The organism is Arthrobacter sp. BE255 (assembly GCF_031457335.1).
Taxonomy (GTDB): Bacteria; Actinomycetota; Actinomycetes; order Actinomycetales; family Micrococcaceae; genus Arthrobacter.
Genome location: NZ_JAVDWK010000001.1, coordinates 686,614 through 709,201, shown reverse-complemented (window position 1 = coordinate 709,201; position 22,588 = coordinate 686,614). Strand labels below are relative to the sequence as shown.

General features: G+C 66.2%; 24 protein-coding genes and 1 riboswitch. Of the genes, 3 read left to right on the top strand and 21 right to left on the bottom strand.

Going from position 1 to position 22,588, the window contains the following annotated elements:
- Positions 1-7 precede the first annotated feature (7 nt).
- The 17 genes from J2X42_RS03295 to J2X42_RS03215 form a co-directional block, all read right to left on the bottom strand.
- A complete protein-coding gene (locus J2X42_RS03295) occupies positions 8-511 on the bottom strand; it encodes a DUF3145 domain-containing protein (protein WP_131131845.1) in 504 nt (167 codons plus the stop codon).
- Positions 512-795: 284 nt separating this feature from the next.
- Positions 796-1,722 (bottom strand): tyrosine recombinase XerC, encoded by a 927-nt coding sequence (locus tag J2X42_RS03290; protein WP_310162084.1) that lies wholly within the window; start codon positions 1,720-1,722, stop codon positions 796-798.
- Between the two features lie 50 nt (positions 1,723-1,772).
- A complete protein-coding gene (gene dprA / locus J2X42_RS03285) occupies positions 1,773-2,957 on the bottom strand; it encodes a DNA-processing protein DprA (RefSeq protein ID WP_310162079.1) in 1,185 nt (394 codons plus the stop codon).
- A gap of 12 nt (positions 2,958-2,969) precedes the next feature.
- Positions 2,970-4,514, bottom strand: a complete 1,545-nt coding sequence (locus J2X42_RS03280; RefSeq protein WP_310162076.1) for a YifB family Mg chelatase-like AAA ATPase — start codon at positions 4,512-4,514, stop codon at positions 2,970-2,972.
- Complete coding sequence (locus J2X42_RS03275; RefSeq protein WP_131131801.1) at positions 4,515-4,871, bottom strand: YraN family protein; 357 nt, start codon at positions 4,869-4,871, stop codon at positions 4,515-4,517. It abuts the gene before it with no gap.
- Positions 4,872-4,989: 118 nt separating this feature from the next.
- Positions 4,990-5,316 carry a DUF2469 domain-containing protein gene (locus J2X42_RS03270; RefSeq protein ID WP_056335405.1) on the bottom strand — a complete coding sequence of 109 codons (327 nt, stop codon included), beginning with the start codon at positions 5,314-5,316 and terminating at the stop codon, positions 4,990-4,992.
- Between the two features lie 54 nt (positions 5,317-5,370).
- Positions 5,371-6,114 carry a ribonuclease HII gene (locus J2X42_RS03265; RefSeq protein WP_310162070.1) on the bottom strand — a complete coding sequence of 248 codons (744 nt, stop codon included), beginning with the start codon at positions 6,112-6,114 and terminating at the stop codon, positions 5,371-5,373.
- On the bottom strand, positions 6,111-6,974 hold the full coding sequence (lepB, locus tag J2X42_RS03260) for a signal peptidase I (protein WP_310162068.1): 864 nt from the start codon (positions 6,972-6,974) through the stop codon (positions 6,111-6,113). The genes J2X42_RS03265 and lepB (J2X42_RS03260) overlap by 4 nt, the downstream gene beginning before the upstream one ends.
- Positions 6,975-7,652, bottom strand: a complete 678-nt coding sequence (lepB, locus tag J2X42_RS03255; protein WP_310162067.1) for a signal peptidase I — start codon at positions 7,650-7,652, stop codon at positions 6,975-6,977.
- An 83-nt stretch (positions 7,653-7,735) separates the two neighbouring features.
- A complete protein-coding gene (rplS, locus tag J2X42_RS03250; RefSeq protein WP_131131797.1) occupies positions 7,736-8,095 on the bottom strand; it encodes a 50S ribosomal protein L19 in 360 nt (119 codons plus the stop codon).
- Between the two features lie 240 nt (positions 8,096-8,335).
- Positions 8,336-9,136, bottom strand: coding sequence for a tRNA (guanosine(37)-N1)-methyltransferase TrmD (gene trmD / locus J2X42_RS03245; protein WP_310162065.1), 801 nt, complete (start codon positions 9,134-9,136; stop codon positions 8,336-8,338).
- A complete protein-coding gene (rimM, locus tag J2X42_RS03240) occupies positions 9,137-9,682 on the bottom strand; it encodes a ribosome maturation factor RimM (protein WP_310162063.1) in 546 nt (181 codons plus the stop codon).
- A 109-nt stretch (positions 9,683-9,791) separates the two neighbouring features.
- Positions 9,792-10,034: an RNA-binding protein gene (locus J2X42_RS03235; RefSeq protein WP_066292169.1), complete on the bottom strand. Its 243-nt coding sequence runs from the start codon at positions 10,032-10,034 to the stop codon at positions 9,792-9,794.
- Position 10,035: 1 nt separating this feature from the next.
- Entirely contained in the window at positions 10,036-10,449 is a 414-nt protein-coding gene (rpsP, locus tag J2X42_RS03230) for a 30S ribosomal protein S16 (RefSeq protein WP_131131794.1), read from the bottom strand.
- A gap of 204 nt (positions 10,450-10,653) precedes the next feature.
- Positions 10,654-11,091 carry a hypothetical protein gene (locus J2X42_RS03225; protein WP_310162193.1) on the bottom strand — a complete coding sequence of 146 codons (438 nt, stop codon included), beginning with the start codon at positions 11,089-11,091 and terminating at the stop codon, positions 10,654-10,656.
- Positions 11,092-11,208: 117 nt separating this feature from the next.
- Entirely contained in the window at positions 11,209-12,084 is an 876-nt protein-coding gene (locus J2X42_RS03220; RefSeq protein WP_310162054.1) for a VOC family protein, read from the bottom strand.
- Positions 12,085-12,189: 105 nt separating this feature from the next.
- Positions 12,190-13,272: an amidohydrolase family protein gene (locus J2X42_RS03215; protein WP_310162050.1), complete on the bottom strand. Its 1,083-nt coding sequence runs from the start codon at positions 13,270-13,272 to the stop codon at positions 12,190-12,192.
- Between the two features lie 75 nt (positions 13,273-13,347).
- Positions 13,348-13,455, top strand: a riboswitch (TPP riboswitch).
- On the opposite strand from J2X42_RS03215, the gene thiC reads away from it, so the two are divergent.
- Positions 13,450-15,258 carry a phosphomethylpyrimidine synthase ThiC gene (gene thiC / locus J2X42_RS03210; protein WP_310162047.1) on the top strand — a complete coding sequence of 603 codons (1,809 nt, stop codon included), beginning with the start codon at positions 13,450-13,452 and terminating at the stop codon, positions 15,256-15,258. (Overlaps the previous riboswitch by 6 nt.)
- 72 nt (positions 15,259-15,330) lie before the next feature.
- Here the strand turns inward: thiC and J2X42_RS03205 are convergent, their stop codons facing one another.
- Both J2X42_RS03205 and ffh read right to left on the bottom strand, forming a co-directional pair.
- Positions 15,331-16,065, bottom strand: coding sequence for an alpha/beta hydrolase (locus tag J2X42_RS03205; protein ID WP_310162045.1), 735 nt, complete (start codon positions 16,063-16,065; stop codon positions 15,331-15,333).
- 116 nt (positions 16,066-16,181) lie between these two features.
- A complete protein-coding gene (ffh, locus tag J2X42_RS03200; protein ID WP_310162043.1) occupies positions 16,182-17,765 on the bottom strand; it encodes a signal recognition particle protein in 1,584 nt (527 codons plus the stop codon).
- 144 nt (positions 17,766-17,909) lie between these two features.
- Between ffh and J2X42_RS03195 the strand changes: the two genes are divergently transcribed.
- Positions 17,910-19,313, top strand: a complete 1,404-nt coding sequence (locus J2X42_RS03195) for a glucose-6-phosphate dehydrogenase (RefSeq protein ID WP_310162042.1) — start codon at positions 17,910-17,912, stop codon at positions 19,311-19,313.
- A gap of 77 nt (positions 19,314-19,390) precedes the next feature.
- Here the strand turns inward: J2X42_RS03195 and J2X42_RS03190 are convergent, their stop codons facing one another.
- On the bottom strand, positions 19,391-19,729 hold the full coding sequence (locus J2X42_RS03190) for a P-II family nitrogen regulator (protein WP_131131786.1): 339 nt from the start codon (positions 19,727-19,729) through the stop codon (positions 19,391-19,393).
- Entirely contained in the window at positions 19,726-21,075 is a 1,350-nt protein-coding gene (locus J2X42_RS03185) for an ammonium transporter (protein WP_310162038.1), read from the bottom strand. Before J2X42_RS03185 ends, J2X42_RS03190 begins: the two co-directional genes overlap by 4 nt.
- Positions 21,076-21,301: 226 nt before the next feature.
- Between J2X42_RS03185 and J2X42_RS03180 the strand changes: the two genes are divergently transcribed.
- Positions 21,302-22,543 (top strand): MFS transporter, encoded by a 1,242-nt coding sequence (locus tag J2X42_RS03180; RefSeq protein ID WP_310162036.1) that lies wholly within the window; start codon positions 21,302-21,304, stop codon positions 22,541-22,543.
- The last annotated feature ends 45 nt before the right edge of the window (positions 22,544-22,588 follow it).

Below are 22,588 nucleotides of genomic sequence, written 5' to 3'. Positions count from 1 at the left end.
GCGGCGGTCAGCCCACCTGGTGGAGCCAGCGCACCGGGGCGCCTTCGGCTGCGTGCCGGAAGGGCTCGAGTTCCTCGTCCCACGCCTCACCAAGGGCCAGGGACAGCTCGTGATAGACCGCGGAGGGATCACCTGCACCGGATTCGTAGGCATACCGGATCCTGTCTTCTGACACCATGATGTTGCCGTGCACGTCGGTGGTTGCATGGAAGATCCCCAGTTCGGGGGTATGTGACCAGCGACCGCCGTCGACGCCCTGGCTTGGTTCCTCGGTGACCTCATAGCGGAGATGGGCCCAACCGCGCAGCGAAGAGGCCAACGACGCTCCGGTCCCGGGCGTGCCGGTCCAGGAGAGCTCCGCCCGGAACATTCCGGGCGCGGCAGGCTGAGGGGTCCACTCAAGATCCGTCCGCTTGTCCACGACGGATCCAATGGCCCACTCCACGTGCGGGCACAGTGCGGTAGGGGCCGAGTGTACGAACAACACACCGCGGGTCATTGCAACAGACATTCCATCCTCCATAGCTGTAGGTACGTCTTCCCCAACGACCTCTGCCCGGATGAAATGCGCTGTGCCGTGTTCCTGACGGCTGCGGTTATCCCTGCCTGAATATGTAACTGTGTCCGGACTTGCTGGTACGCGCGAAGCAGTGAGCTTCAAGCGAAACTTGAAAGTTGCCGGACTTGACTCTTATTGTGCCGCACGCCGCCTAATTACGCCACTGCAATTCCCTGATCCCGTCCCCCAGGTCTCTTGTTGTTCGAAAGTTACAGGGGCCGCCGGCGCGAGGGGGCTCAAGCCCTTGGATGTGCCTGCTGGTAGCTGTTCCGAAGCCTGTCCACGGAGACGTGGGTGTAGATCTGGGTCGTGGCCAGGCTGCTGTGCCCCAGGATCTCCTGGACCGCCCGAAGGTCCGCACCGCCGTCCAGCAGATGCGTAGCTGCCGAGTGCCGGAGCGCATGCGGCCCCGTGGCCGACGTGTCCCCCAGGGCTTCGAAGAGGTCCTTGACCACGGTGCGTACCTGCCGCTGGTCCACCCGGTTTCCCCGTGATCCCAGGAACAGTGCAGGACCGCTTCCTTCGTGGGCCAGCCGCGGCCGTCCCCTGCGGAGCCAGTCATCGACCGCAACGGCTGCGGGGACGCCGTAAGGCACGGTTCGTTCCTTGTTGCCTTTGCCGATAACGCGGAGTGTACGGCGGTCCGGGTTGAGGTCGTCGATGTCCATCCCGGCCAGTTCACCCACACGAAGGCCGGTGGCATAGAGGAGTTCCACCATGGCCCGGTTGCGAACTGCCAGCGGCGCACCGTCCGCGGCCGCTTCCTCAAGCGTGTCCAGCAGCCTTGTCAGCTGCTGGGCCTGCAGGACGCCCGGCAGGGACTTGTCCTTTTTCGGGGCCTTCAGCCGCAGCGAGGGATCCGTGCTGACGAGTTCTTCCCGGAGCGCCCAGGCGGTGAACGAACGAGCTGTTGCCGATCTCCGGGCGAGGGTTGACCGGGAGGCCCCTGCCTCGCTCTGGGCGCCCAGCCAGCGCCGCAGCGTGCCGAGTTCCAGGCCGGGCAGGTCAGTGACTCCTTCAGATGAGCAGTATGCCAGCAGGCTCCGGACGTCCGAGAGGTAGGCACGCACCGTGTGCTCCGACCTGGCCCGCTCACCTGCCAGATATTTGCCGAATGCTGCGGCAGCCCGGTCAAGGGCCGGGGGCAATTCTTGGTTCTCCACATCCCTACTCTCCCAGCATTTGTGCGCAGACAGGGCCCGGACACAGCGGCCTATCCGGCCCCTTTAGCCCGCTTCCACCCGCCCCGTTCCGAAACGGCCAGGCCAAGGAGCCCCAGCCTGCCCAGTCCCGCACGCACCGATTCCTGGCTAAGCCCGGCAACGGCACACAGTTTATCGACAGAACTTGTGGACCTGAGCGGGAGGGCGTCGAGCAGGATCAGGTCCTCGAGGGTCAGGCCGTCGTGCTCTGCTGCGCGCACTGTCCGGGCTTCGGGAAGGGCTTCTCCGCTCGGTGAAGCCAGCTCAGCGATCTCGCCAGCATCTGTCACGCAGACTGCGCCGCCGTCCCGGAGCAGTCGGTGGCAGCCCGCCGAATTGGCACTGTGAACCGAACCGGGGACCGCGCCGACAGCCCGGCCCAGGGTTTCCGCGTGATGGGCTGTGTTCAGGGCACCTGACCGCCAGCGTGCTTCAACCACCACCGTCACGGCGGATAGCGCTGCAATGAGGCGGTTGCGCTGCAGGAACCTGTACCGGGTTGGGGCCGACCCGGGCGGGACCTCGGCCAGCACGGCTCCCTGGTTGCACACCGCCCGGAGCAGGTCTTCGTTTCCGGATGGATAAAACCGGTCCACACCACCGGCCATGACCGCGATGGTGGGCACTGCTCCGGATCCCCCGGCCAAGGCCGCACGATGGGCGTGCGCATCTATGCCGTAGGCGCCGCCGGATACGACCGTAAAGCCGCGCTGCGCCAGCGAGTAGGCAAGGTCGCCGGTGACGGATGCACCGTAGCTGGTGCTGTCCCTCGACCCCACCAGAGCCACACACCGGGAAACGTCCGGGAGCTGCTGCTCCAGGCCGCGCCACCACAGGCAGATCGGCTCCTGGATTCCGAGGTCGGCAAGTTGCGCGGGCCACAGGTCGTCCGAGGGGACAATCAGCCGGCCACCGAGGCGCGCCATGGTGGCGAGGTCGCGTTCGGGTGCGAGGTCCGGGATTCTCGGGGCCCAGCGTTTGAGCGCGGCCCCGATCCCTGCCCAGCTGGTGCCTGCTCCGTTGTCCGCCAGGAGCGCCGTGATCTCCTGCTCCAGTACCGGTCCGGCGTTCAGTTGGCCGGTTGCAATCCGCAGGGCGTCGCTCGCTCCTGCGGCTTTGACCAGCGCGAGACCTGCCGCGTCCTGCGGCTCCATCAGCCGCGACAATGAGGCGCGGGCTATCCGTTCGTTGTCCATGAGTGTGGTTCCTTATGCCGCGGCCGACGCGGCCTGCCGGAGGCCGAGGGCCTGTCCAATGTCGTTGGGGTCAGGCCTGTCCCGGTGTGCAAGGTCGGCGAGGGTCCAGGCGAGCCGCAATACCCTGTCGTAGCCCCTGGCAGTCAGGACTCCGCGCTCCAGGGAGTGGTCAAGGATGCGCGTCGAGGACGCCGGGAGCCGGAGGTCGCCACGCAGGATCCGGCCCGGAACCTGCGAATTGGTTTCAAGCCCCAAGGGGTGCAGCCGCTCCGACTGCCGGCGGCGGGCCGCACGCACTCGCTGCGCTACCGCGGCGGTGTCCTCTTCCAGACCTGCCTGGCCGAAGTCCGCCAGGGACACACGTTCCACCTGCAGCTGGATGTCCACGCGGTCCAGGAGGGGCCCGGACATCCTGGCGAGGTAACGGCGGCGCATCATGGGAGTGCAGGTACAGTCCAGGCCCTTGCCGGATGCCTTGCCGCAGGGGCACGGGTTCGCGGCAAGGACCAGCTGGAACCGGGCCGGATAGGCTGCCGTGCCGGCCGAGCGGTGGATCACCAGTTCGCCGCTCTCCAGCGGCTGGCGGAGGGCGTCCAGGACCCGGCGTTCGTATTCGGGGGCCTCGTCCAGGAACAGCACACCGCGGTGGGCCCGCGAGGCGGCTCCCGGGCGGGGCAGGCCTGAGCCGCCTCCGATGATTGCGGCCGCGGTGGCGGAATGATGCGGGTTTTCAAAGGGCGGCCTGCGCAGGAGCTGAACTGCCGTGGAGGGAAGGCCGCAGAGCGAATGGATTGCGGTGACTTCCATGGCCTCATTGTCCGCAAGGTCCGGCAGCAGGCCGGGCAGCCGTTCGGCCAGCATCGTCTTCCCGGCCCCCGGAGGTCCGGTGAGCAACAGATGGTGCGCGCCGGCGGCCGCCACTTCAAGGGCCCTCCGCGCGTCACCCTGGCCTGAGACGTCGGCCATGTCGGGTACGGTTTCGTGGCCTGTCTCTGCTGCGTCCGCGCCAGACTCGTCCTCGGGTTCGAAGTCCAGGGCCAGTTCCTGCGGATCGGCGCCAAAGTCCAGGGCGAGCCTGGCAAGTGTCCGGTAGCCCCTGACGTTGGCGCCGGGCACGAGTGCCGCCTCGGCCAGGTTTGCCTGTGCCACAACGAGGTCCGGGTATCCTGCCTGCACGGCAGCCATCACTGCCGGGAGGATGCCCCGCACCGGCCGCAGCCGGCCATCCAGCCCCAACTCGGCGATGAAGACCGTGCGCCCGGTGGGTTTGATGTCATTCGCGGCCCGCAGGACGGCCATGGTGACGGCGAGGTCGAAGCCGGAGCCGCGCTTGGGAAGCGAGGCAGGAATCAGGTTGGCAGTGATCTTCCTCCGGCTCAGCGGAATTCCGGAGTTCTTGGCTGCCGAACGTATGCGCTCCTTCGCTTCGTTGAGGGCAGCATCCGGCAAGCCCAGGAGGACGAATGCGGGAAGGGTCTGGCCGATATCCGCCTCGACCTCAACGATGTACCCGTTCAGCCCCACGAGGGCAACCGAGTAGGTCCGGCCCAAGGCCATCTACCCCACCCCCTTGAGGTGCTCCACCAAAGGGTCGCCGCCGCCGTCGTCCACTACCGCGATGACGTCGACGCGCCGCAGCGGCATCCGCAGTTCACGGTCCCGGCACCAGGCCGAACCCAGCCGGTGGAGCCGCGCCAGCTTGGCGGTGCCCACGGCCTCAAAGGGATGCCCGTAGTCGAGGGTGCGGCGGGTTTTCACCTCGGCAATCACAAGGGCGTCTCCGTCGAGGGCCACAATATCGATTTCGCCTTCGGTGCAGCGCCAGTTCCGCTCCACCACCAGCATGCCCAGCGATTCCAGGTACAAGGCGGCGAGCTCCTCGCCGCGCCTTCCCAGCAGGTCTTTGGATTTCATTTCTACCTCCGCAACCAGCCTGCAGGTGCAGGACAGCGGAGGACAGGGAACGATTGGCCTATGTGGGCAACCCGGCCGGATTACGGGGGGTGTTGGGGACTAGTGGCGCTCAGGGCCCTCAGTTACCGAGGTCAACATCCTTGGGCAGCGCCAGTTCCTCGTTGCGGGGAAGCTCCTCGACGTTGACGTCTTTGAACGTGAGCACGCGGACGCTTTTGACGAAGCGGGCGGAGCGATAGACGTCCCATACCCAGGCGTCCTGCAGGGTCAGGTCAAAGTAGACTTCACCGTCTGCGCTGCGTGCCTGGAGATCCACATGGTTAGCGAGGTAGAAACGCCGTTCGGTCTCGACAACGTAGCTGAACAAACCGACGACATCGCGGTATTCACGGTAGAGCTGGAGCTCCATGTCGGTTTCATAGTTTTCAAGATCCTCGGCACTCATGCTTCCATCTTGCACCATTGAGTGCGGCACTGGCGCCACGGCGGACGGCAGGAGTCAGAGTTCGCCGCCCAGCAGCCGCCAGCTCACGCGGTGGTACGGGGTCGGGCCGGCCGCCCGGAGCACGTCACGGTGCAGCGACGTGGCGTAACCCTTGTTGATGTCCCAGCCAAAATCAGGGAACTCGGCGTGCAGCTCGCGCATTTGCTGATCCCGTTCGACCTTGGCAATCACGCTGGCCGCCGCAACGCTCAGGCACTGCATGTCCGCCTTCACCCGGGTGTGGACGGGCGCGTCGCAGCCTGGGCCACTGGGCGCGTCATCAAACAGGGACAGCTGCCCCTCCGGCGAGAGCCAGTTGTGGCTGCCGTCGAGGAGGACGATGTCAGGGGTGATCCCGGCGGCCAGGACGTCAGTCCACGCCCGGGTGCCGGCCAGCCGCAGGGCGGCGATGATGCCCAGCGCGTCGATCTCCGCAGCCGAGGCATGCCCCACCGCCGAAGCGACGCTCCATTTGCGCACCAACGGTTCCAGCCGCTCCCGTTCGGCCGGGCTGAGCAGTTTGCTGTCGCGCACCCCCGTGAGCGGCTTTTGGGTCAACAGGTCCACGACGGCGATTCCCACGCTCACCGGGCCGGCCAGCGCACCGCGCCCCACTTCGTCGACGCCGGCAAGATACCGGGCGCCGAGCGCCTTGAACGTGCGTTCGTGGCGCAGGGTGGGGGCTTTGGAACGCGGGCCCGTAGCAGGCCGCGCGGCAGCCTTGGCTGGCGCGACGGGCGAGGCTGCGGACACCGTCATTTCCCGGCGGGCACGTTCTTGAAAACGTCCGGGTAGTTGTCGAGGACCGTGAGCCGGTTCAGCGGCCACGCGATCACCGCAGCCTTGCCCTCGATGTCGGCCAGGTTGACGAAGCCTCCGTTGGCCTCCATGTGGGCGCGGGAATCAGCGGAATGGTTGCGGTTGTCACCCATGACCCACACCTTTCCCTCCGGCACAACAACATCGAAGTTGCGGATCTGCGGGACTTCGGCGCCGTTGACGTAGCCTTCGTCGATCGGGGATCCGTTGATGGTCAGTTTACCGCCGGCATCGCAGCAGATCACGTGGTCCCCGGGCAGGCCAATGACGCGCTTGACGAGATGCTGCTCCGAATTGTCCGGCAGCAGGCCCACGAACGTCAGGCCGTCCTGGACCCATGTGAACGGTCCCTGGGTCTTTTCCGGCGCCGCCGACAGCCAGCCCTGGGTGTCACGGAAGACCACCACATCCCCGTGGGACAGGGCGAACGGTTCGGGCACGAGCAGGTTCACGAAGATGCGGTCGTTGACGTCCAGGGTGCTGACCATGGATTCGGACGGAATATAGAACGCCCGGAACAGGAACGTCTTGATCAGGAATGACAACACCACGGCGATGACCACCACGGTGGCGATTTCCTTCAGCCAGATGAGTACGGGACCGGGAGCGGAAGGCTCAGCGCGGGGAGCGGCTGAATGCTTTCCGGCGCCCGGACTGGCGGGAGCCCTGTCCTGGCCTGCAGCCGGAGCGGGTTCCGAAGCGGCGCCGGCCTCGTCCGTGTCGGCAGCAGCGTGGGCGGTCGGTGCATCCGGGCCGCCCTCATGGCCCGAATCAGGGATCCTGGCGTGGTTCTCGGGCATCTACTGTCCGTCCTCTGTTGTTGGTCCTGCCTGCTGCGGCCGTGATACTGCAGCAAATCTATCAAGCGGCCAGACAATCTGGACCGGCCGGCCGATCACCCTGTCCAGCGGCACCATGCCGCCGCCGGGAGCGCCGAGCAGGCTGCGGGAATCAGCGGACAGGGACCGGTGGTCCCCGAGCAGCCACAGCCGCCCGTCCGGCACTACTGCGGTAAACGCCTGCCGGCTGGCGGTGTCCCCCGGGAAGACGTACGGTTCGTCCAGCGGCGCCCCGTTTACTGTGATCTTTCCATCCTGGTCACAGCAGATCACAGTATCGCCGGGAAGGCCGATGACCCTCTTGACGTAGGTGGTGTCGCTCCCGGCCAGGCCAAGCCACTGGGCGGCGGCCGCCGCCGCATCGGCCAGCGGACCCTTGCCGCTGTTCAGCGGCGCGAAGGTGCCCCGCCCGTCAAAGACCACAACGTCACCCCGGCCGACGGGTTCTGCGTTGAAGTCCGTCCTTGACACGAGGATGCGGTCTCCGCCCTGCAGGAGCGGTTCCATGGACTCCGAGGGAATGTAGTAGACGTCCAGCCACAGTGAGCGGACGAGTCCGCTGATGGCTAGGGCGAGCAGGAGCGCCAGGAACGCAAAACGCCAGCCCATTCTTCTGGGCTGGCGTTTTGTCTGGTCCATGAATCCATATCCTGGGGCGCTGTTGCGAATGGCTCCGGCGCCGGCCTGGTACGGCTGTGGCCCTGCCTTGTAGGTCCGGGGACTTACTTCTTGGGCTGGAAGTCGCGCTTTTCCTTGATCTTCGCAGCCTTGCCGCGCAGGTCGCGCATGTAGTACAGCTTCGCGCGGCGTACGTCACCCTTGGAGACGACCTCGATCTTTTCAATGATCGGGGAGTGCACCGGGAAGGTACGCTCCACACCGACGCCGAAGGAGACCTTGCGAACGGTGAAGGTTTCGCGAAGACCGTCGCCGTGGCGGCCCAGGACGAAGCCCTGGAATACCTGGACACGGGAGTTCTTGCCTTCGATGATGTTCACGTGGACCTTGAGGGTGTCACCCGCGCGGAAGACAGGAACATCGGTGCGCAGCGAGGCTGCATCTACGGAATCGAGAATATGCATGATTGCACTCCTGGTGAACGCCACAGGTCATTCACTTTGGGTCACGGCGGGCAAGCCCGGAAGCACCGGGAATTACCGCCGAAAGTTAAGTGGATCCGGTTCCTTCACTGATTGAAGGTCCCGGGGTGTCCGGCTGTTGGTTGCGCTCCCCCTGTAGCAGGTGCGGACCCAGCAGACACAAGGACTAATTTTGCCACATCCGGCGGCTTACAGCCAATCCCGGCCGATGGCGTGCACCCGTCAGTTGGGCGCGTCGGGCCGGGGACGGAGACGGCCGCCGACGACGTCGTACCCCAGGTCCGCGAATGCCGTGCGGTCCGCGCGGGGCAGCTTCCCGGCGTCGAACGTATCCAGCAGGTCGGGACGGCGCTCGGCCGTCCTGCGGAACTGCTCATGGCGGCGCCATTGCGCGATCTTCCCATGGTTGCCGCTCAGGAGTACGGCCGGCACTTCGCGGTCCCGCCAGACGGAGGGTTTGGTGTAGACGGGGTATTCAAGCAGCCCGTCCGAGTGTGACTCCTCCACCAGGGAATCGGGGTTGCCGACAACACCGGGCAGCAGCCGGCCAATGGCCTCCACCATGGCCAGCACGGCCACTTCGCCGCCGTTCAGGACGTAGTCCCCCAGGCTCATGGGCCGCACGGTAAAGTGATCCTCCGCCCATTCGATAACCCGCTCGTCGATGCCCTCGTAGCGTCCGCAGGCGAAGACGAGCTGATCCTCCTCGGCCAGCTCGTACGCAAGGGCCTGGCTGAAGCGCTCCCCCGCAGGCGACGGGACGATCAGCACGGGCTTGGCCGCCTTGCCTTCGCTGGCCTCGGCCACGGACGCCAGGGCCTGTGCCCACGGTTCAGCCTTCATCACCATCCCGGCGCCACCGCCGTAGGGGGTGTCGTCCACGGAACGGTGCTTGTCCGTGGTGAACTCGCGCAGGTCATGGACCTGCAGGTCCAGCAGGCCATCCTGGCGGGCCTTGCCGATAAGGGACAGCTCCAGGGGCGCCAGGTATTCCGGGAAGATGCTGACGACGTCGATTCTCATCTACGCGTCGTCCCCCGGTCCGGCGGCACCGGCGTCGTCGGCGTTGACGTCAAACAGGCCGTCCGGCGGAGTCAACAGGACAAACCCTTCGGCGACGTTGACCTCGGGGACGATCTGTTCCACGAACGGAATCAGGATTTCCTTGCCGTCCGGGGCTTCGACCACCAGCAGGTCCTGGACGGGCATGGTGTGCAGGGCCGCGATCTTGCCTACCACCTGTGAGCCGACCCGGGCCTCGAGGCCCACCAGCTCGTGCTCGTACCAGCCTTCGTCGTCATCTTCGTCCAGCTCTTCGGTTTCGATGAACAGTTTGGCCCCGCGGAGGGTCTCCGCTTCGTTCCTGGTCTCGATCGCGTCGAAGGCGAGGAGCAGGATGTCCTTGTTCCAGCGGGCACTGACCACGGTCAGGGGACCAACCGAAGCGGGTTCCACCACGAACTCGGTGCCCGGAACGAACCGGTCCGCCGGCGCGTCAGTCAGCACCTGGACCGTCACTTCCCCGCGGATTCCATGCGGTTTGCCGATTCGTGCCACCTGAAGCTGCATCTGTTCCTCTGTTCATGGTTGTGCCGGATTAGGCGTGATGGTGAAAGCACTCCGGCCCCTCCACCGTTGGTGGAAGGGCCGGAGCAAAAGACTGATAGTGCCGAGCGCTTTAGCGGCGGCGGTCGGTGTCGACGACGTCGACCCTTACCGGTTCGCCGTCGGCCAGTGCCGCCACAACCGTGCGCAATGCGCGTGCCGTGCGGCCCTGACGGCCGATCACCCGTCCGAGATCGTCCTGATGAACGCGTACCTCGAGGGTGTCCCCACGGCGGTTGTTCTTCGAGGTGACCTTGACGTCTTCCGGGGAATCAACGATTCCGCGGACCAGGTGTTCGAGCGCTTCAGCCAGCAATCTACTCAGCCTCGGTGGTCTCTGCTTCGGCCTCGGCCGGGGCGTCGGACTGCTTGGACTTCTTGGTGATCGCTTCCGGGATGATCACGGAACCCTTCTCCGGAGCAACGAAGGCAACCTTCGGAGCTTTGGTCTTCAGGGTGCCTTCCTGGCCCGGGAGGCCCTTGAACTTCTGCCAGTCACCGGTGATCTTGAGGATCGCGGCAACCTGCTCGGACGGCTGTGCGCCCACGCCGAGCCAGTACTGGGCACGCTCGGAGTCAACCTCGATGTATGAGGGCTCTTCGGTGGGGTGGTACTTGCCGATTTCTTCGATTGCACGGCCATCACGCTTGGTGCGTGAGTCTGCAACGACGATGCGGTAATACGGTGCGCGCATCTTGCCAAAGCGCTTAAGGCGAATCTTTACGGCCACTTTTGTGGTCACTCCTGTTTCAGAAAAGGGGTGAACCCGACGTTCTGCACCCGTGGGGCGGGCCATACTTGAGGGTTCGAAGGACAGGATCCGGACGCGGAGAGAGGGGCCACGCAGATCGAGTACCTGTTTATTGTGCCAGATCAGGGCCCGGATTTCGACTTGGCGCGGATCCGCCGGCCCTGCGGCAGGGCAGCAGGAGCCTCAGGAGGACCAGACGTACAGCCCGGTGCGGTCGGCGTCGTCAACTGCACCCGCCAGCTCCGCGAGCTGCTGCACGTATTTCCTGGCCTCTGACGCACCAAACGGCATGTCGTCCTGGGCCGCCCATTGTTCGGCGACATCGTCCAGAACATTGCCTTCGCCTTCAGTTTCGTAGCTGAGCAGTTCCGCCAGCGCACGCACCATGGCAGGCGGAACCCCGAGCAGCGAATCGCTGGCCACGTCAACCATGGCCAGCTCGTAGTCTGCTCCCCCGGCGTGCACGGCAGCGCCGGCGAGATCCCCGAGCTGTTCAATCTCGAAGTCGCTGATCCCGGGGATCCGAAGACCGGCAGTGTCGGGGGAACCGCCGTCATCCAGGATCCCGGCACGCTTCAGCGCGGCGTCGTGGGTTGAAACAAAGATTTCGGTGAAGCCCATGGGAATCGCCCTCATTCCGTCGACGGTGCGGCCCTGGCGGGCAGCTTCACGGGCTGCCCCGGCCGTTCGGACTCAGCCTAGTACACCGCCTGGCGCACATCCGGCCGCCGCACCCGGCTAGCGGACGGCGACCCGGATGCGGTTGCGCCAGGGATCTTCGAAGCGCAATTCAGCTCCGGTGTGGTGGCTGGCCACCCCGGCGACTTTCAGCCGGTCGGCAAGTGCTCCGACGTCGTCTCCCGACGGCACTTCGATGAGCACCTCACCCAGGCCGAGGGTGTCCTTCCGGGGACCGGCGCCGCGGCTGTTCCAGACATTCATGGCCATGTGGTGGTGGTAGCGGCCGGCTGAGACAAATAGCGCCTGCCCGTGCCAGCCTGCGGTTTTTTCGAACCCCAGCGTTCCCACATAGAAGTCCTGGGCGGTATGGACGTCGCCGACCTGGAGGTGGACGTGCCCCACTCCCGCGGCTGTCCGCTGCTGGCCCTCGACCGACTCCTGGGTGAGGTGCTGCTCCAGGTAGCGCTGGGGAGGCAGGGCCAGGCTGTCCATGACCACCTCAGTCCCGTTCCACGACCAGTTTTTGCGCGGCCGGTCCCAGTAGAGTTCGATTCCGTTGCCCTCCGGATCGTTGAAGTAGAAGGCTTCACTGACCAGGTGGTCCGCGCTGCCGGTGAAGGAGCGCGGCTCGTATTGGGCCGCGGATGCGACGGTGGCCGCCAAGGCTGCCTGGTCCTCAAAGAGCAGGGCCGTGTGGAACAGGCCGGCTTCTCCCCTGCCGGGAAGGTTCAGCCCGGGACCGGCGGCGAGATGGACCAGGGGCTTTCCGAGGCGGCCCAGATAGAGGCCGCCGTCCTGTTCGGCCACCACGTCGAGGCCCAGCGCGCGCTGGTAGTAGTCGGTCATGAGCTTCACGTTGCCCACCTTCAGCATCACCGTGCCCATGGTGAGCTCGGCAGGTAGAAGGTCCTGGCTGGTGGATTCTGCGGTCATCGAAAACTCCCGGTCCGGTGGCCGCCGGGTTTCGGTGGCCTCTACTCTTCTAAATTACTTGAAGCTTCAATTTATTCCCAGTGGCGCCGGTGTGATCTTCAACCGTCAGCGGATCAGTTCTCCGCGCAACACAACGTTCGTGAGCGAGGCGACCGTGGCAGGCACCTGCCGCGGGTCTTCCCGGCAGACCACCACGTCCGCGCCGGCTGCCTCCGAAATCCCGTCAGCACCCAACCAGCGCCGCGCGCCCCAGCAGCCTGCGTCCAGCGCCGCCGCCGGCGGAAGGCCCGCCCGGTGCAGCGCCAGGATTTCGTCGGCGATCCGCCCGTGCCGGATCACGCTTCCCGCGTCCGTCCCGGCATAAATCTTCACGCCGGCCTCAAATGCTTCCAGTATGCGTTCGGCCCGGCGCTCCCATAATGCCCGCATGTGGGCGGCGTACCGCGGGAATTTGGCTTCGGCCTGGCGGGCGATGTCCGGGAAGGTGTCGATGTTGATCAGGGTCGGCACAATGGGCACGCCCTGCCCGGCGAGCCGCGGAAGGTGGCGGGGCAGCAGTCCGGTGGCGTGCTCGATGCAGTCGATGCCGGCGTCGAGCATCTGGTCCAGGGTGTCTTCGGCGAAGCAGTGGGCGGTCACGCGGGCGCCCTCGTCGTGCGCCGCCTGCACGGCGTCGCGGACGACGGCGTCGGGAAACGACGGCGCGAGGTCGCCGGCGTCGCGGTCGATCCAGTCCCCCACCAGTTTGACCCAGCCGTCGCCGGCCCGTGCCTGCTTGCGCACCGCCTCGACCAGGCCCCCAGGCTCAACTTCGACGGCGAAGTCCCGCAGGTAGCGCCGGGAGCGGGCAATGTGCCGCCCGGCACGGATGAGCCTGGGCATGTCATGCCGCTGCTGCAGCCAGCGGGTGTCACTCGCCGCGCCGGCGTCTCGGACCAGGAGGGTGCCGGCGTCGCGGTCGGTGCGGGCCTGTTCTTCGGCCACCTCATCCGGCACGGCGCCGCCGGGTCCCAGGCCGATGTGGCAGTGGGCATCAACGAACCCGGGGAGGACCCAGCCGTCGAGCACAACATCCGGTGCGGTGGCGGGCCGGTGGAACGTGAGGCGGCCGTCGACGGACCACAGCCCCTGCCGTTCCTGGAACGGTCCGGTGAGCACAGTTCCGCTGAATTCGATGATTCCGGCCATGGCACCAGCCTAATCCGCGGAAGACGGTGCGGTGGTCACGGCAAGGACGCCCCGCCCGGACCTGTGGTAGCTTCTTCTAGACCACACGGGAGCCCTTGCAGGGGCTGAGATCGGGCTGACGCAGCCTGCGACCGTTGAACCTGTCCGGGTAATGCCGGCGAAGGAAGTGAGTATTCATTGAGTACACAAGAAACACAGCTGATCCCTGCCCAAAATGAGGCCGGGGCATCTGAAACCCAGTCGCTGAAGTCGCACTCGCTGGCATTCATCAACGACGAAGCCACCGGAATCCGCGTGCCGGTGACCGAGATCGCGCTGGAGCCCTCGCCCAACGGCGAGGCCAACGGTCCTTTCCGGACCTACCGCACCGCCGGCCCGGGCAGCGATCCGGTGGTGGGCCTCAACCCGTTCCGCTCAGAGTGGATCGCGGCCCGCGGCGATACGGAGCCTTACAGCGGCCGGGAACGGAACCTGCTCGACGACGGCAAGTCGGCCGTGCGCCGCGGCGCTGCGTCCGCGGAGTGGAAAGGGGCTCAGCCGGTGCCCCGCCGCGCCGTCGAAGGCCGGACAGTCACCCAGATGCACTACGCGAAGGAGGGCCTCATCACTCCGGAGATGCAGTTCGTCGCCCTCCGCGAAAACTGTGACGTGGAGCTGGTCCGCAGCGAAGTGGCCGCGGGACGTGCGATCATCCCCAACAACATCAACCACCCTGAATCCGAGCCGATGATCATCGGCAAGGCCTTCCTGGTGAAGATCAACGCCAATATCGGCAACTCGGCTGTGACCAGCTCCATCGCCGAGGAAGTGGACAAACTCCAGTGGGCCACCCAGTGGGGCGCCGATACTGTCATGGACCTTTCCACGGGGGATGACATCCACACCACCCGTGAATGGATCATCCGCAACTCCCCCGTGCCCATCGGCACCGTGCCCATTTACCAGGCGCTGGAGAAGGTCAACGGCGAGGCCAACAAGCTGACGTGGGAGGTCTTCCGCGACACCGTGATTGAGCAGTGCGAGCAGGGCGTGGACTACATGACCATCCACGCCGGCGTGCTGCTGCGTTATGTGCCGCTGACGGCCAACCGCGTCACCGGCATCGTCTCGCGGGGCGGCTCCATCATGGCCGGCTGGTGCCTGGCCCACCACCAGGAGAACTTCCTGTACACGCACTTCGACGAGCTGTGTGAAATTTTCGCCAAGTACGACGTCGCGTTCTCGCTTGGCGACGGACTGCGGCCGGGTGCCACGGCAGACGCGAACGATGCCGCCCAGTTCGCCGAACTGGACACCCTCGCTGAACTGACCCAGCGGGCCTGGGAATTCGATGTGCAGGTGATGGTGGAAGGCCCGGGCCACGTGCCGTTCCACCTGGTCCGGGAGAACGTGGAACGCCAGCAGGAGCTGTGCAAGGGAGCCCCTTTCTACACGCTCGGGCCGCTGGTGACGGACATAGCACCTGGCTACGACCACATCACCTCGGCCATCGGCGCCACGGAAATCGCCCGCTATGGCACGGCGATGCTCTGCTACGTCACGCCCAAGGAACACCTCGGCCTGCCGAACAAGGACGATGTAAAGACCGGCGTGATCACCTACAAGATCGCCGCCCACGCCGCCGACCTCGCCAAAGGACACCCCGGCGCGCATGAACGCGACGACGCCCTCTCCAAGGCCCGGTTCGAGTTCCGTTGGCGGGACCAGTTCGCTCTGTCCCTGGACCCGGTGACCGCGGAAGCCTTCCACGACGAGACGCTGCCGGCCGAGCCGGCGAAAACGGCCCACTTCTGCTCCATGTGCGGCCCGAAGTTCTGCTCCATGCGGATCAGCCAGGACATCCGGGATGAGTACGGTTCAGCGGAATCACAGGCCGCGCTGGCGGAAATGGCGGCCGGGATGCGCGAAAAGAGCGAGGAGTTCCTCGCGGCAGGCGGAAAGGTCTACCTGCCTGACCTGGAGGTACCCCAAGCCGCCCGCCGCTAGCGGGCTTGAGGCTCCGTCCGGCTGGCATTTGGGGGCTGGCCGGACGGGGTGCACCTCAACAAAGTACGCGGGTCAGGACGCCCTGGGCTGCCGCCGCCGGCTGACATCGGCTATGAAGGAACGGACGTAGCGGTCGCCTTCGGGGGAATCCTGCGGGCGGTGACCTCCCGCAGCATGGCGGTGCAGGGCGCCTGTTTCCCTGAGGTACCCGGCGATCTCTTCGTAAAGGGGTTCCCAGCCGCCCGTCAGGACCAGGGTGGGGACTCCGGGAACGATCTGCAGCGGCGCTTCCCAGGAGGGAGCCTGAAGCCGGAGCCGCCGCGCGGCCCGTTTTTCCTCCTGCGTGGCCGGCTCCTCGAGGTCCGCCGCGTAGACGCGGCGGATGAACTCCCGCTGGAAATCCTCATCAGCCAGTTGGTGGCGGACATCAAAGAGCGGCTGCATGAGTTCCCGGTGCGCCGCCGTCGCCGGCAGTTCCGCCGTCAGGGACAGGCACGCCGGCTCCACCAGCGTCAGCGAATACACCAGGTCCGGACGTTCGACGGCTGCCATCATCGCCGAGATCGCCCCTTGGGAATGCGCCACAATGTGGCCGCCGGCGGCGCCCCGGCCGTCGTCGGCGAGGGACCTCAGGATGATCGCGGTGTCCTCGGCGAAGGACGATTCCATCGGTTCAGCCACAGGATCGAAGCCGTGACGCCGCAGGAACAGGGCGTCGTAGGCCAGGGCCATGCCGTGCTGCCGGGGCCAGGCAGCCGAGCCGAAGCTTCCGGCGCCGTGCACGAACACTACCCTCTGCTTGAACATGACCCAACCCTATTCCACGGCCCCCGCATCCAGCCGGACTGACCCAACTGACTCGCAGTTGACGCACCGAAACGCGCGTTTGGGAGCATTAACTGCGAGCCAGTTGGGGGACGTGGTTATTTGCCGAGGAACTTGTCGAAGCCCTTGGGCAGGTTGAGCTGCGAAGGATCGAAGTCGCCGGACTGCTGGCCAAAGGCCGCCCCCGTGGGGAGGGCCTTCGCCGCTCCGGCGCGCCGGGCCTCGGCGTCCCTGAGTTCCTGCGCTGCCTTGGCCGGGTTGCCGGACCGGGCCTTCTTCTTCGGGGCGTTCTTGGCGCCCTTGCGTGCGCCGCCGCCGGGGCCACCCATGCCGGGCATGCCCGGCATACCGGGCATGCCGCCGCCCTGGGCCATCTTCTTCATCATCTTCTGGGCCTGGGCGAAGCGTTCCAGCAGCCCGTTGACTTCGGAGACGTGCACGCCCGAGCCGCGGGCAATGCGTGCCCGGCGGGAGCCGTTGATGATCTTGGGGGCGACACGCTCGTGCGGCGTCATGGACCGGACGATTGCCTCGACGCGGTCGATCTCCCGCTCATCAAACTGCTCCAGCTGCTGGCGGATGTTCTGCGCTCCGGGCATCATCATCAGCATCTTCTTCATGGAGCCCATGTTGCGGATCTGCTGCATCTGCGCCAGGAAGTCATCCAGCGTGAAGTCTTCCTGGTCGGCGAATTTCTTCGCCATCCGGGCCGCTTCATCCTTGTCCCAGTTCTTTTCAGCCTGCTCGATCAGGGTGAGGACGTCACCCATGTCCAGGATGCGGGATGCCATCCGGTCCGGGTGGAACAGCTCAAAGTCGTCCACGCCTTCGCCCGTCGAGGCGAACATGACCGGCTTGCCGGTGACCGACGCGACGGAGAGGGCGGCACCGCCGCGGGCGTCGCCGTCGAGCTTGGAGAGCACGATGCCGGTGAAGTTGACACCTTCATCGAAGGCGACCGCCGTGTTCACGGCGTCCTGGCCGATCATGGAGTCGATGACAAACAGCACTTCGTTGGGAACGATGGCCCGGCGGATCTGCCGTGCCTGTTCCATCATGTCGGCGTCGACGCCCAGGCGTCCGGCGGTGTCAACGATCACCACATCGTGGAGCTTCTGGCGGGCTTCCTCGACACCGGCGCGGGCCACCGCCACGGGATCACCCGCGGGGTGCTCGAGCTCGTGCGTGGCGCCGGGGTGGGGTGCGAAGACCGGTACGCCGGCACGCTTGCCCACCACCTGGAGCTGGGTGACGGCGTTGGGCCGCTGAAGGTCGCAGGCGACCAGGATGGGGCTGTGGCCCTGCGCCTTAAGCCATTTGGCGAGCTTGCCGGCAAGGGTGGTCTTACCGGCACCCTGGAGGCCGGCGAGCATGATGACGGTGGGGCCGGTCTTGGCCAGGCGGATCCGGCGGGTCTCGCCGCCGAGGATCTCCACCAGTTCGTCGTTGACGATCTTGACGATCTGCTGGCTGGGATTCAGCGCGCCGGAGACCTCTTCGCCAAGGGCCCGCTCGCGGACGCGGGCAGTGAATTCGCGCACCACCGGAACGGCAACGTCGGCATCCAGCAGGGCGCGGCGGATCTCCCGGACTGTGGCATCGACATCGGCCTCGGTGAGGCGGCCCTTGCCACGGAGATTCTTGAAGGTTGCTGTCAACCGGTCAGAGAGTGAATTGAACACGCGCCGTGCACTTCTTTCAGTGGATGGACGGATGGCGGCCCTGCGGCACACCAGCGCCTCGGCTGTTGTTTCCAACTGCTTCGGCGACGGGACTCGACTATCTAGGGTACCAAGACGGACCTTCAAGATGGCATGCTGGCTTAGGTGACGAGCCTAACGACTGTAAAAACCCTGCTCATTCTTGGTGCTTCCGGCGATCTCACGGGCCGGCTGCTGCTTCCCGGGCTCGCCCGGCTTGTGGCGAAGGGACGGGCTGAGGGCCTCAAACTGGTGGGGGCCGGCTCCGATGCGTGGACTCCGGAACAGTGGCAGGCGCGGGTCCACGACGCCTTCGCCGCCGCCTCCGAGTCCGCCGACGCCGCCGGACGGAAGGCTTTGGCGGCCATGGCGGCCGGCACCTCCTACCATCAGCTGGACGTCACAGCGGACGGGCCGCTCGCCTCCTTGCTGGCTTCCCTGGACGCGCCGGCCGCCGTCTATTTCGCCCTTCCCCCGCAGGTCAGCCAACGGGCCTGTGAAACCCTTAAGCCCGGCCAGGTACCGGCCGGGACGCGCCTGGTCATGGAGAAGCCGTTCGGATCGGGCGAGGCATCCGCCCGCTCCCTCAACCGGACACTCACGGCTTTGGTCCCCGAAGACCACATCCACCGGGTGGACCATTTCCTCGGCAAGGCAACGGTGCTGAACATCCTGGGCCTGCGATTTGCCAACAACTTCCTGGAACCGGTCTGGAACCGTGAGCATGTGGAGAAGGTGGAGATCATCTTCGACGAGGACCTCGCACTGGAGGGGCGGGCGCGCTACTACGACAATGCGGGCGCCCTGCGGGACATGGTCCAGAGCCACCTCCTGCACATCATGGCGCTTCTGGCCATCGAACCGCCGGCCACGATCGGCGAACGCGACCTGCGCGACGCCGTCTCGACCCTGCTCCGCGCCAGCAGCATCAAGGCACCGTACGCGCAGTCCACCCGGCGGGCGCGATATTCCGCCGGGGAACTTTCAGGCAAGCAGGTTCCGGACTACGCCAAGGAGGACGGCGTCGACCCGTCCCGCGGAACCGAGACGCTCGCGGAAGTCACCGTGGCGATCGACAATTGGCGCTGGCGGGGCGTCCCGTTCATCCTGCGCTCCGGCAAGGCCCTGGGCGCGAAACGCAAGGAAGCGGTGGTGACGTTCCGCCCCGTCCCCCATCTGCCTGTCGGTTTCACGGGCGTGGACGCCCCCAACCGGCTGCGGATCGGCTTTGGACCGGACACTCTGGACCTCGACGTCGATGTGAACGGCCCCGGCGACATTTTCAGCCTCGACCGTGCAACCCTCCACGCGGGGCTGAATGCCTCCGAGCTGCTCCCCTACGGCGAAGTGCTGGAGGGCGTCCTGAACGGCGACCCGCTGCTGTCCGTCCGCGGGGACACTGCCGAGGACTGCTGGCGGATTGTGGAACCGGTCTTCAAGGCCTGGTCGCGGGGCACGGCGCCCCTGCAGGAGTACGACGCCGGGTCGTCAGGTCCTGCGGACTGGCCCGGATCGGAGCCGGAAAAGTAAGAGGGCAAACAACAAGAGCGGGCAGGTAACCTTTCCAGGTTCCTGCCCGCTCTTTGCGTCTGGCGCCCTGCCGGCGGCTAGATTGCTGCTACGCCGCGCTCCCCGGTGCGGACCCGGACTGCTTCGAAAACATCCATGGTCCAGACCTTGCCGTCACCTGCGCGCCCCGTGTTGGAACTTGCGATGATGACATCGAGGATGTCGTCGGCCTGCTCGTCGGTGGCCAGCACCTCAACCCTGATCTTCGGCAGGAGGTCCACGTTGTATTCGGCTCCCCGGTACACCTCCGTGTATCCGCGTTGCCGGCCGTAGCCGCTCGCCGCGCTGACCGTCAGACCCTGGACACCATAGGCTTCCAGGCCTTCCCGGATGGATTCGAGCTTCTCCGGCCTGACGATTGCTGTGATCAGTTTCATGCCCCCACGCTTTCCTTACCTGTTGCTGATTCTGTCTTCTTGGAGCCGGCGGTCGCGCCCTCTTCCGGAGCTCCCTTGCCGGTGATCAGTTCGTGAAGGGGCTGGAAGCTGCCGCCGTGGCCGCCGACGCCGAACTCGTAAGCAGTTTCGGCGTGCAGGCTCAGGTCAACACCCACCACTTCCTGCTCATCCGAGACTCGGAAGCCCATGGTCTTGTGGATGGCGAGGGCAATGATGGCGGTCAGGATGGCCGAGTAGGCGATGGCGATGCCGGCTGCTGCCAGCTGGGCCCAAAGCTGGGTGGCTCCGCCGCCGTAGAAGAGGCCGCCGCCCACGCCGTCGGTGGGGAGGGCGATGAAGCCCAGTGCGACGGTGCCGATGATGCCAGACACGAGGTGGACACCCACAACATCGAGGGAGTCATCGAAGCCCCAGCGGAACTTGAGGCCGACGGCAAGGGCGGACGCGACACCGGCGACCACGCCGAGGCCGAGCGCGCCGACCGGGCTGACGTTGGCGCAGGCCGGGGTGATGGCAACCAGGCCGGCAACCACACCGGAGGCGGCACCGAGGGAGGTGGGGTGGCCGTCGCGGATACGTTCGGTGATGAGCCAGCCGAGCATTGCCGCTGCCGGGGCTGCGAGCGTGTTGATCCAGATCAGGCCGCCCTGCTCAGCAGTGGTGGCGGCGCCGCCGTTGAAGCCGAACCAGCCGAACCACAGGATGGCTGCGCCGAGCATCACGAACGGGATGTTGTGCGGGCGGTGGTTCGGGTCCTTGCCGAAGCCGCGGCGGTTGCCGATGATGAGCACCAGTACAAGTGCTGCCACGCCGGCGTTGATGTGCACCACGGTGCCGCCGGCGAAGTCAATGGCCGGGCCGAGCGCCTGGCCCACTGCACCTTCGGGGCCGAAGAGTCCGCCGCCCCACACCATGTAGGCAAGCGGGCAGTACACAAGCGTGACCCAGACGGGGACGAACACGGTCCAGGCGCCGAACTTGGCGCGGTCAGCGATCGCGCCGCTGATCAGGGCAACCGTGATGATGGCGAAGGTCGCGGCGTAGCCGACCTTGATGAGGCCGTCAGGGGTGGTGATCCCCTCGAGCCCGAATGTTGCGAACGGGTTCCCGACAATCTGCAGGAATCCTTCGCCGGAGCTCATCGATGCACCCCAGAGAACCCAGACAACACCGACCATGCCGATGGAGATGAAGCTCATCATCATCATGTTCAGTGCGGCCTTGGCGCGCGTCATGCCGCCGTAGAAAAATGCCAGACCCGGTGTCATAAACAGCACGAGTGCTGCCGCCACCATGAGCCATACGTGACCTGCGGTAAGTTCCATGGTGCACGTCCTCTCTCAGATCGATACTGCGGATCTCTCCGCCTGCCAACGCCTTTTGCGTCCTATGAAGAGTCTGGTCGCGCTGTGTTTCGCCCACGGAGGATTTAGATTGCGCGTTTGTTACAACAACCTCTAGGAAGTAAATGGTGCATATCTGGCTTGTTACGGTTATGTTTCATCACTCTTGCAAGCCACCCGTAACCGAAAGCGCAGGATCGCCGGCCCCATGACGTCTACACCCCCTGTGAGCGGCGCCACGTCGCGGATTCCGGGCCTGAGGCGGCCAAGGCAGGACAAACTTCCGCGCGACATCAAGGTGATGCTGGCCGCGGCGTTCCTTATTGCACTCGGATTCGGGCTTGTTGCGCCCGTGTTGCCACAATTCGCCACAACCTTCGGAGTCGGCAATACCGAGGCCGCTGTCATCGTGGCCATCTTCGCGCTGATGCGCCTGGTCTTCGCCCCGGCCGGAGGGGCCCTGATCGCACGGTGGGGTGAACGCCCGGTCTATGTTGCGGGACTCCTGATCGTGGCGGCGTCCACTGCAGCCTGCGCCTTCGCGCAGGGCTACTGGCAACTGCTGCTGTTCCGCGGCCTGGGCGGAATCGGTTCGGTCATGTTTACCGTGGCCTCCATGGCACTGGTGATCCGTCTGGCGCCGCCGGAGAGCCGGGGCCGGGTGTCCGGCGCCTACGCCTCGGCGTTCCTGGTCGGGAATGTCTGCGGCCCGATCGTCGGCGGCCTGCTCGCAGGCTTTGGCCTTCGGGTGCCTTTCCTCGCGTACGCCGCGGCGCTGGTCGTCGCCGCCGCCGTCGTCCAGACACAGCTGAGCCATGAGCGCAGGGAGGCCGGCCACGGGCAGGGGCGGAATCCCGACATGCGGCTGGCAGATGCCCTCGGCGTCGGCGCCTACCGGTCGGCGCTGTTTTCCAGCTTTGCGAACGGCTGGGCAACGTTCGGCGTCAGGATGGCCACGGTTCCGCTGTTTGCCGTGGCGGCCCTCGGTGCGGGGCCGGAGGCGGCGGGACTTGCGCTGGCAGTGTTCGCCGCGGGCAACGCTGCGGCTCTGACTTTCTCCGGCCGTCTCGCCGATTCGCTGGGCCGCAAGCCCATGATGGTCACGGGCCTGCTCGTCACCGGCGTGGCCACTGCCGCCATTGGCTTCACGCACGAACTGGGCTGGTTCCTGCTGGCCTCCGCGCTGGCCGGCATCGGTTCCGGCCTGCTGGGGCCGGCGCAGCAGGCCGCGGTCGCGGACGTGATCGGCTCCGGCCGCTCCGGCGGCAAGGTCCTGGCCGTCTACCAGATGACAGCGGACATCGGCGCCATTGCGGGGCCCATCCTGGCCGGTGTGCTTGCGGACCGGCTGGGCTACGGCTGGGCGTTCGGCGTCACGGGCGCCATCCTGGTCGTGGCAGCGGCCAGCTGGTCCATCACCCGTGAACCGCTTAAACGCAACGAGGGGTGAGATCCCGCCGCCATAGCCTCGGCTGTGCGCCAGTGGCTATGCGGC

Coding starts and splice junctions, on each gene's coding strand:
- J2X42_RS03295 (WP_131131845.1), bottom strand. CDS start 511: ATGTCTGTTGCAATGACCCGCGGTGTGTTGTTCGTACACTCGGCCCCT.
- dprA (WP_310162079.1), bottom strand. CDS start 2,957: ATGGACAACGAACGGATAGCCCGCGCCTCATTGTCGCGGCTGATGGAG.
- J2X42_RS03280 (WP_310162076.1), bottom strand. CDS start 4,514: ATGGCCTTGGGCCGGACCTACTCGGTTGCCCTCGTGGGGCTGAACGGG.
- J2X42_RS03275 (WP_131131801.1), bottom strand. CDS start 4,871: ATGAAATCCAAAGACCTGCTGGGAAGGCGCGGCGAGGAGCTCGCCGCC.
- J2X42_RS03270 (WP_056335405.1), bottom strand. CDS start 5,316: ATGAGTGCCGAGGATCTTGAAAACTATGAAACCGACATGGAGCTCCAG.
- J2X42_RS03265 (WP_310162070.1), bottom strand. CDS start 6,114: ATGACGGTGTCCGCAGCCTCGCCCGTCGCGCCAGCCAAGGCTGCCGCG.
- lepB (WP_310162068.1), bottom strand. CDS start 6,974: ATGCCCGAGAACCACGCCAGGATCCCTGATTCGGGCCATGAGGGCGGC.
- lepB (WP_310162067.1), bottom strand. CDS start 7,652: ATGGACCAGACAAAACGCCAGCCCAGAAGAATGGGCTGGCGTTTTGCG.
- rplS (WP_131131797.1), bottom strand. CDS start 8,095: ATGCATATTCTCGATTCCGTAGATGCAGCCTCGCTGCGCACCGATGTT.
- trmD (WP_310162065.1), bottom strand. CDS start 9,136: ATGAGAATCGACGTCGTCAGCATCTTCCCGGAATACCTGGCGCCCCTG.
- rimM (WP_310162063.1), bottom strand. CDS start 9,682: ATGCAGCTTCAGGTGGCACGAATCGGCAAACCGCATGGAATCCGCGGG.
- J2X42_RS03225 (WP_310162193.1), bottom strand. CDS start 11,091: ATGGGCTTCACCGAAATCTTTGTTTCAACCCACGACGCCGCGCTGAAG.
- J2X42_RS03220 (WP_310162054.1), bottom strand. CDS start 12,084: ATGACCGCAGAATCCACCAGCCAGGACCTTCTACCTGCCGAGCTCACC.
- J2X42_RS03215 (WP_310162050.1), bottom strand. CDS start 13,272: ATGGCCGGAATCATCGAATTCAGCGGAACTGTGCTCACCGGACCGTTC.
- J2X42_RS03205 (WP_310162045.1), bottom strand. CDS start 16,065: ATGTTCAAGCAGAGGGTAGTGTTCGTGCACGGCGCCGGAAGCTTCGGC.
- J2X42_RS03190 (WP_131131786.1), bottom strand. CDS start 19,729: ATGAAACTGATCACAGCAATCGTCAGGCCGGAGAAGCTCGAATCCATC.
- J2X42_RS03185 (WP_310162038.1), bottom strand. CDS start 21,075: ATGGAACTTACCGCAGGTCACGTATGGCTCATGGTGGCGGCAGCACTC.
- J2X42_RS03180 (WP_310162036.1), top strand. CDS start 21,302: ATGACGTCTACACCCCCTGTGAGCGGCGCCACGTCGCGGATTCCGGGC.